This is a genomic window from Mesorhizobium sp. M1329, from assembly GCF_040318035.1.
In the GTDB taxonomy this organism is placed as follows: Bacteria; Pseudomonadota; Alphaproteobacteria; order Rhizobiales; family Rhizobiaceae; genus Mesorhizobium.
The window spans coordinates 59,009-66,620 of record NZ_JAMYLN010000033.1; the positions used below are offsets into that span (position 1 = coordinate 59,009).

Annotated in this window: 7 protein-coding genes; 5 read left to right on the forward strand and 2 right to left on the reverse strand. The window is 63.1% G+C overall.

Annotated elements, in window-relative coordinates; genetic code table 11:
• The first annotated feature begins 75 nt into the window (after window positions 1–75).
• The 5 genes from NKH21_RS26595 to NKH21_RS26615 all read left to right on the forward strand — a co-directional run bounded on the left by NKH21_RS26595 (window position 76) and on the right by NKH21_RS26615 (window position 5,765).
• The gene (locus NKH21_RS26595) at window positions 76–1,197 is read left to right on the forward strand and encodes an ATP phosphoribosyltransferase regulatory subunit (protein WP_352868539.1); all 1,122 of its coding nucleotides are present in this window, start codon (window positions 76–78) and stop codon (window positions 1,195–1,197) included.
• The gene (hisG, locus tag NKH21_RS26600) at window positions 1,194–1,895 is read left to right on the forward strand and encodes an ATP phosphoribosyltransferase (protein WP_352671650.1); all 702 of its coding nucleotides are present in this window, start codon (window positions 1,194–1,196) and stop codon (window positions 1,893–1,895) included. The genes NKH21_RS26595 and hisG overlap by 4 nt, the downstream gene beginning before the upstream one ends.
• Window positions 1,896–2,392: 497 nt before the next feature.
• On the forward strand, window positions 2,393–4,159 hold the full coding sequence (locus NKH21_RS26605) for an AMP-binding protein (protein WP_352671648.1): 1,767 nt from the start codon (window positions 2,393–2,395) through the stop codon (window positions 4,157–4,159).
• 105 nt (window positions 4,160–4,264) lie between these two features.
• Complete coding sequence (locus tag NKH21_RS26610) at window positions 4,265–4,447, forward strand: cysteine rich repeat-containing protein (protein WP_352671646.1); 183 nt, start codon at window positions 4,265–4,267, stop codon at window positions 4,445–4,447.
• A gap of 214 nt (window positions 4,448–4,661) precedes the next feature.
• Window positions 4,662–5,765, forward strand: coding sequence for a calcium:cation antiporter (locus NKH21_RS26615; protein WP_352671644.1), 1,104 nt, complete (start codon window positions 4,662–4,664; stop codon window positions 5,763–5,765).
• Between the two features lie 360 nt (window positions 5,766–6,125).
• On the opposite strand, the gene NKH21_RS26620 is transcribed toward NKH21_RS26615, so the two are convergent.
• Together NKH21_RS26620 and NKH21_RS26625 are read right to left on the reverse strand one after the other, a co-directional pair.
• The gene (locus tag NKH21_RS26620) at window positions 6,126–7,328 is read right to left on the reverse strand and encodes a DNA-processing protein DprA (RefSeq protein WP_352671642.1); all 1,203 of its coding nucleotides are present in this window, start codon (window positions 7,326–7,328) and stop codon (window positions 6,126–6,128) included.
• Between the two features lie 15 nt (window positions 7,329–7,343).
• The coding region (locus NKH21_RS26625) for a hypothetical protein (RefSeq protein ID WP_502911917.1) at window positions 7,344–7,612 on the reverse strand (269 nt) is incomplete at its 5' end.

The window sequence follows — 7,612 nt, forward strand, 5'->3', positions numbered from 1 at the left end:
GACGAGACTAATCTCCCCCCTTGCGGGGGAGATGGCCGGCAGGCCAGAGGGGGGTGCCTCGCGCCCCACATCCCCATGACCTCCCGCTATCCCGCCATCGCATCAGACATCGCGACGCTCTTCGCCGCGCGCAACAGCCATGCGGTCGAGGTCGCGGTTCTGCAGCCGGCCGATCCGTTCCTCGACATGGCCGGCGAGGATTTGCGCCGGCGGATTTTTCTCACCGAAAGCGAGACCGGGCAGACGCTTTGTCTGCGGCCGGAATTCACCATTCCGGTCTGCCTCGACCATATTGCCAGCCAGGCCGGCACGCCGCGCCGCTATTCCTATCTCGGCGAGGTGTTTCGCCAGCGCCGCGAGGGCGGCAACGAGTTCTTCCAGGCCGGCATCGAGGACCTCGGCGACCGCGACACGGCCGCCGCCGACGCGCGCTCGCTGGCCGATGCGTATGCGCTGCTTTCGCTGGTGCTGCCCGGCCGGGAGCTGGCGGTGACGCTTGGCGACCAGACCATCTTCGAGGCGGTGCTGGCAGCGCTTGGCCTGCCGCGCGGCTGGCGCATGCGGCTGGCCCGCGCCTTCGGCTCGGCGCCGATGCTTGAGGCAGCCCTTGCCGACCTCGCCAATCCGCCGCGCAACAGCCAGCTCGCCGGCGCGGTCGCCGGCCTTGTCCTCGACGGCGATCTGGAAGCTCTTTCGGCGCATATCGCCGTCGGCATGGAAGAGGCCGGCCTGTCGGCAACGGCCGGGCGTTCGCCGTCCGAAATCGCGCGGCGGCTGATCGAGAAGGCCGAATTGCGCAGCGTACGCTTGTCGAGCGAGGCATTCGCGGCGTTGAAGAGTTTTCTGGCGATCGACGTGCCGCTCGACAGCGCCGCCGGGGCGCTCGAAACTTTCGCCGCCGATGCCGGGCTTTCGCTGGGGGCTGCGCTGGAGAATTTTTCGGCCCGCGCGGCGGCCATCGAAAGCCTCGGCCTGCCGATGTCTGAAATCAGCTACGATGCCGCCTTCGGCCGCCCGCTCGATTATTATACCGGCCTCGTCTTCGAGATCGCGGCGCAAGGCGGCGACCGGCCGCTCGCCGGTGGTGGCCGCTACGACCGGCTGCTGACGCTGCTCGGCGCCAAAACGCCGATCCCCGGCGTCGGCTTTTCCGTCTGGCTCGACCGCATCGAGGCGCTGCGGGAGACGGCACCATGATCACGCTGGCGATCCCGTCGAAAGGCCGGCTCAAGGAGCAGGCGCTGGAGGTGCTGGCCAAGGCCGGGCTTGCCGTCAGCCTGCCCGGCGACGAGCGCAAATACCGCGCCCGTATCGATGGCATGGAGAGCGTCGAGATAGCCTTCCTGTCGGCCTCCGAAATCGCCGGCGAAATCGGCCAGGGTTCGGTCGATCTCGGCATCACCGGTGAGGATCTGCTGCGCGAAAACCTTGCCGATTGCGAAACGCGCGCCGAAATCATCGCCCGCCTCGGTTTCGGCAATGCCGATGTCGTCGTCGCCGTGCCCGACATCTGGCTCGATGTCGATACGATGGCCGACCTCGACGACGTCGCTGCCGATTTCCGTCAGCGCCATGGCCGGCGGCTCAGGATCGCCACCAAATACTGGCGCCTGACCCAGCAGTTCTTTTCGCAAAAGCACGGCATCCAGGTCTACCGCATCGTCGAAAGCCTCGGCGCCACCGAAGGCGCGCCGGCAGCCGGATTGGCCGACATCGTCGTCGACATCACCACGTCAGGCGCGACGCTGCGCGCCAACCATCTCAAGGTGCTGGCCGATGGCCTGATCCTGCGCTCGCAGGCCTGCCTCGTGGCGTCGCGGAAGATGCGGGCGGCGGCCGACGAGGCGGTGTTGCGCGATATTGCGGCCAGGATGGCGCTGGTGAACGCAGGCTGACGATTGCGGAGCAGGCGCCGTCGGCGAAGCTGCCAATCTCCCCCCTTGTGGGGGAGATGGCCGGCAGGCCAGAGGGGGGTGCTGTCCCGCCGACCTGTCAGCCAATCGGAGCCTCATCCGTTCTCGGTTGGGGGTGGCTGAAGTCGAACTTGGCGATCCTTCGCACCCCCCTCTGCCCTGCCGGGCATCTCCCCCGCAAGGGGGGAGATCGGATATCGCCTCGGCTTTCGCCAACCACCAACGCTGGATCCAGCGGTCAAGCCGCGGCACCGACCTGAAGCGATTTCCCGAAGACACAGCAATTTTGTTCTTGCTTTGTGCCGGCAGCTATGCTACTAATCTCGCTATGGTGCCAATTGGCCCCGAAGACCCGCCCGCCGAGGCGGGTTTTTTGTTTTCGGCCCGGCAGGGCGAGTTCCCACCCAGCCCTACCATCGACGGGATTTCCACCACCCCGCCGGGCTGATAGGCTCGGCCCGTCTGCGGAGGACACGGCGATGCCGATCAATCTCGACGAGTTGAAGAATGCCACCAGCCTGCGCGGCAATCGCGAGGGCGGTTCGTTCATTGCGCCTGTCGACGGCACGGCGCATGTCTCGGGCGACCGCAGCGTGCCTTTGCTCAACCTGACCATCCCGGCGCTGTTTGCCGATACGGTCGGCAAATACGGCACGCTCGATGCCGCCGTCTTCGTCGAGCAGGACAAGCGCTTCACCTGGGAGGAACTGTCGGACACCGTCGATGCGCTGGCCGCCGGCTTCCTGGTGCTCGGCCTCGAGAAAGGCGACCGCGTCGGCATCTGGTCGCCGAACCGCTGGGAATGGCTGGTGACGCAATTCGCCACCGCCCGCATCGGCCTGATCCTGGTCAACATTAACCCGGCCTACCGGTTGGTCGAGCTGGAATATGCCTTGAACAGGGTCGGCTGCAAGGCGCTGGTCACCGCCGCCAAATTCAGGAGTTCCGACTATCTCGGCATGATCGAGACGCTGGCGCCGGAGATCGCCAAGGCCACCCCGGGCAAGCTCGATGCCAACAGACTGCCGTCGCTGAAGATCGTCATTCGCATGGACGAGGAGAGTTCGCCGGGCATGTTCAACTTCGCCGACGTGCTGGCGATGGCTGGGCGCGACGAGCATGACAGGCTCGACCGCATCTCCGACGGGTTGAAACCGGACGATGCCATCAACATCCAGTTTACCTCAGGCACGACCGGCGCGCCAAAGGGCGCGACGCTGACCCACAACAACATCGTCAACAACGGCAATTTCGTCACCGCGGCAATCCGGCTCACCGTCGACGACCTGCTGTGCATCCCGGTGCCGCTCTACCATTGCTTCGGCATGTCGATGGGCACGATGGGCTGCGTCACCAAGGGCGCGACCATGGTTTTCCCGAGCGAGGGGTTCGATGCCGGCGCCACGCTGAAGGCGGTGGCAACGGAACGCTGCACCGCGCTCTACGGCGTGCCGACAATGTTCGTCGGCCTGCTCGACCATCCGGAGTTCGCCTCCTTCGATCTCACCAGCCTGCGCACCGGCATCATGGCCGGCTCGCCATGCCCGATCGAGGTGATGAAAAAGGTAGTGTCGGTGATGCATATGGCCGAGGTGACCATCGCCTATGGCATGACCGAGACCAGCCCGGTGTCGTTCCAGAGCAGCGTCGACGATCCCCTGGAAAAGCGCGTCTCGACCGTCGGCCGCGTCCATCCTCATGTCGAGGTCAAGGCGATCGACGCCGAAGGCGCCACCGTCGCGGTCGGTGCGCCGGGCGAGCTCTGCACGCGCGGCTATTCCGTGATGAAGGGCTATTGGGACGACGAGGCAAAGACCCGCGAGGCGATCGACGCCGACGGCTGGATGCACACTGGCGACCTCGCCACCATCGATGCCGAGGGCTATTGCAACATCGTCGGCCGGGTCAAGGACATGGTCATCCGCGGCGGCGAGAACGTCTATCCGCGCGAGGTCGAGGAGTTCCTCTATCGCCACCCCAAGGTCAAGGAGGTGCAGGTGTTCGGCATTCCCGACCCGAAATATGGCGAAGAACTGTGCGCCTGGATCGTGCTGAAGCCCGGCCAGATCACCACGGAGCAGGAGATCAAGGCCTTCTGCGCCGGCCAGATCGCCCATTTCAAGATCCCGCGCTACATCCGCTTCCGCACCGAATTGCCGATGACGGTGACCGGCAAGCCGCAGAAATACCTGATGCGCCAGGCGATGATCGATGAACTGGGATTAGTGACGCAGAAGACGGCGTGAAAAGGCTTCCGTTCGTATAGCGTGACGGAGGCGTTGTTTGGGCAACATGTTTGAGGGGGGTGTTCCATGCGGATTGGGTTAAGCGTGCTTTTCCTGGCAACTCAGATGGCAGCCACCACGGCGCTGGCGCAGACGGCGGCCGAGCGTGAGGCCTGCCAGGCAGATTACCAGAAGTTGTGCAAGGGCGTGTTGCCGGGCGGTGGCCGCGTCGTCAAATGCCTGGCCGATCACATGAGCGAGCTGACGCCCGAATGCAAGAAGGTCGTCAAGGCCAACACGCCCGGCTAACGCGTGAGCTTTGTGCCGGGACAGGAGGTGTCCCTGGGCAGGAGGATTCTTGTCGAAGCGGACCCCACCTCCCCACAAGGGGCGTGGGGAGGGTTAGGGGGTAGGGTACGCAGCGACGGGGGCACGTCATGACCCATGATATGCGATTGCTCTGGGCGGGAATGGTTGCAGTGCGCAACAACGGCTGCAACCGCGGGAACGCAGAAGAATGACAATGAGTGGTTTGGCAAGATCGGCGGTTTCCTACGGCATGCCGCTGGCCGCCCTGGCGATGGCGGTCGCGGTCAGGGCCAGCGGGGTATCGGTGGACGAAGGGTCGCTGGGCACCAGGATATTCATCGGCGCGCTGTCGAGCGCGATCATGTTCATCACCATTTTCGTCGTGCTCGACCACGCCGAGGCGGTGGCCAGGCGGGTAGGCGAGCCGTACGGCACGTTGGTGCTGACCATCGCCGTGACGGCAATCGAAGTGTCGATCATCGTTTCGATCATGCTGCACGGCGCCAACAACCCGACGCTTGCGCGCGAATCCGTGTTCTCGACGGTGATGATCACCTCCACCGGCGTCGTCGGCATGTGTCTGACGTTTGGCGGCTGGCGCCATCGCAAGCAGGCGATCGTCCGCCAAGGGACCAGCGCCTACCTGGCGGTTCTGGTCGCGCTCAGCGTCATGACGCTCATTCTGCCGACCTACACGCGAACCACCGATCCCGGCACGTTCTCGGCGGCGCAACTCGGCTTCGTCAGCGTGCTTTCGGTGCTGCTTTATGCGGGTTTTCTGTTCGCGCAGACTGTCCGCCACCGCGACGATTTCATCGACGCACAAGCACACGGCGCCGCGGTGCGAGCCGACGCCCACGAAAGCCTCGCCGCCGGCGCTCTGCTCCTGCTGATCGGGCTGATCGGCATCGTCATGCTGGCCGAGCAGGTCGCGGCAAGTGTCGAAGACGCTCTCGTCGCCTACCAGGTGGCCCAGGCGGACGCCATTGTCGGCGCAATGATCGCGGGCTTGGTCTTGATGCCGGAGGCGATCTCGGCGGTTCGTGCCGCGCTCAACAACGAACTGCAGCGCGGCCTGAACGTCGCCATGGGTTCGGCCTGCGCCACGATCGGCCTGACAATACCAGGCATAGCCGCCGCCAGCCTGCTGACCGGAAGAGGACTGACACTGGGGCTGCCGGCGACCGACACGGTGCTTTTGGTCCTGGCGCTCTTCATCTGCAATGTGAGCTTCAGCACGGAAAGAACGACGTTCCTGACCGGGCTGGTGCATCTGGTGGTGTTTTGCACGTATGTGTTTTTGATATTTGTGCCGTGAGGGGGGTGGGGAAGCCGGCGATCGGATGCAGACTGGTCAGCAAAGCCGCTATCGGTCGGGATCTCGAACGAGCAGCCATCCGCTTGCGCATCAAGTTGCTGAAAACGGCAGGTCGCGGGAGTTTGTGTTGCGCCGGGCGTTTGCGCCATGAGCGGACGCTTGGCACCGGCCGCGTTCATGATTTGCAACACGCAGCCAGCCCCTGATGTCGATCAAGGCCGGAATACTCTGACCTCCCTGCACGTAGCAGACCACTCTTCGACAGGTTCTCCTCAAATCTTGGGGGAATTGCAGGGTCTGAGAGTCTTGATACCTTCAGTACTACGCACCTGGGATATCGAAGAGGCGATAATATCGCAATTAAGAATTCACCTCCGTTTTTCCAGAGCTAGGTGGGTCAAGTTGAATCGCAAACCGCGTCGGTCGCTGGAGCTTTTGAACAACGCCCGATCCCTGAGCCCGGTCGAGCCAGGACCTGACTTGCTCTCGTTCGAGCTCAAATCGCTCCGCGATTGCAGTGTCTGACTGGGGCCCGTCAGTCAGCCACTCGGTAAGAGCCTCGATAAAGAAATCATACAAGGACTTGGCCGAATGCGGCGCCTCGATAGCGGGTGGCGTGGGCTCTACTGGCAGGCCGAGTTGCGAAGAACCACCCTCGGCGTCCGAAAATAGGAACTGTCTTAGACTCTGAGACCCACTTCTCTCAAGGTTCGCGATGGGCCGCAGTCCAAGGTGGACTAGACGCTGGTTTCCGGGCGCGGCGTCGTTCGCTAACCGAACGAAGGCTCGCGTCCAACGATGCTTCTCGTTCTCAACGGCACCCGTCCAGGTACCGCCCTTGGTATCGCTGTCGACCACCACCGCCGCGGACGCGAGCGCGTACATGTACTTATTGCGATCCATAGCGTTTGCGACGGTGAAGCTAGAGTCGGGGTCGTAAGGAGTGACGAGGACGAGCTTTCCCGAAAGAATTGGGTCACGATTTCGCTTAGCAAGGACCGCTTTCGCGAGCGCATCGACCAAAACCGAAGTGACGCTGCCTCCCGCTTCAATAGCGCTTTCCATAGCTACACGGTCGACTCCACGAGCGTCGCCCGACACCACGACTAAGCCTTCCGAAGCACAGCGCTGTCCTAATTGGGCCGCAAACTCCAATCCGGACTCTGACGCGTTGCGTGAACCAACGATACAAACTGCTTCGGCGTCGAGCAGTTCCGAATTACCAGCGAGATAGAGGATCGGCGCGGCGGCACTGCGAAGTTTTTTCTTTAGCAGTGAGGGATAAAACGCGTCACCTCGGCCGATCACCTTAATCCCGAGCTGCGACCAACGCTCAACAGCCAATGCAAGCGACGTTCCACGCGCCAACAGTTTCGAGATCCGATCTGAATCTATTATGAGACTCTTTGGCACCTGGCGCACGATATCCGCCGGGCGCATCTCTAAATCGAGCAGTTGCTTCGCAAGCCGGTTATACTCCGCTATCGTAAGCGGCTTCACCTCGGGCGAGCGAGCAAATTGACCTACCAGTAGCAAGGTTGCCTGGGTATCGGGCGATAACACTCCCATCACTTTCCTTTAGTTTTCCGCCGCTGACGCTGACGCCAGCACAAGCGGAAAGACTGGCCCTGCTCCGGCCTGCCGAAGGAGCGCGCCGATCACCGTTAAAGACCAACGAGAGTCGACCACGTCGTCGACCAGCAACACCGATCCCCTTTCGAGTTGCTCGGCAGCAACCTCAAACGCTCCGTCCAGATTGCTCTGAACCGCCCCGGGTTGATCGGAGGCTCCAACTCCTGAGAAGGTGGAGCCATGACAAGCAAGACGACCAACAAGTTCTCTCCCGA

What these genes read in the sequence shown, in the direction of transcription:
- NKH21_RS26595 (WP_352868539.1), top strand. Translation starts at nt 76, where the DNA reads ATGACCTCCCGCTATCCCGCCATCGCATCAGACATCGCGACGCTCTTC.
- hisG (WP_352671650.1), top strand. Translation starts at nt 1,194, where the DNA reads ATGATCACGCTGGCGATCCCGTCGAAAGGCCGGCTCAAGGAGCAGGCG.
- NKH21_RS26605 (WP_352671648.1), top strand. Translation starts at nt 2,393, where the DNA reads ATGCCGATCAATCTCGACGAGTTGAAGAATGCCACCAGCCTGCGCGGC.
- NKH21_RS26610 (WP_352671646.1), top strand. Translation starts at nt 4,265, where the DNA reads ATGGCAGCCACCACGGCGCTGGCGCAGACGGCGGCCGAGCGTGAGGCC.
- NKH21_RS26615 (WP_352671644.1), top strand. Translation starts at nt 4,662, where the DNA reads ATGAGTGGTTTGGCAAGATCGGCGGTTTCCTACGGCATGCCGCTGGCC.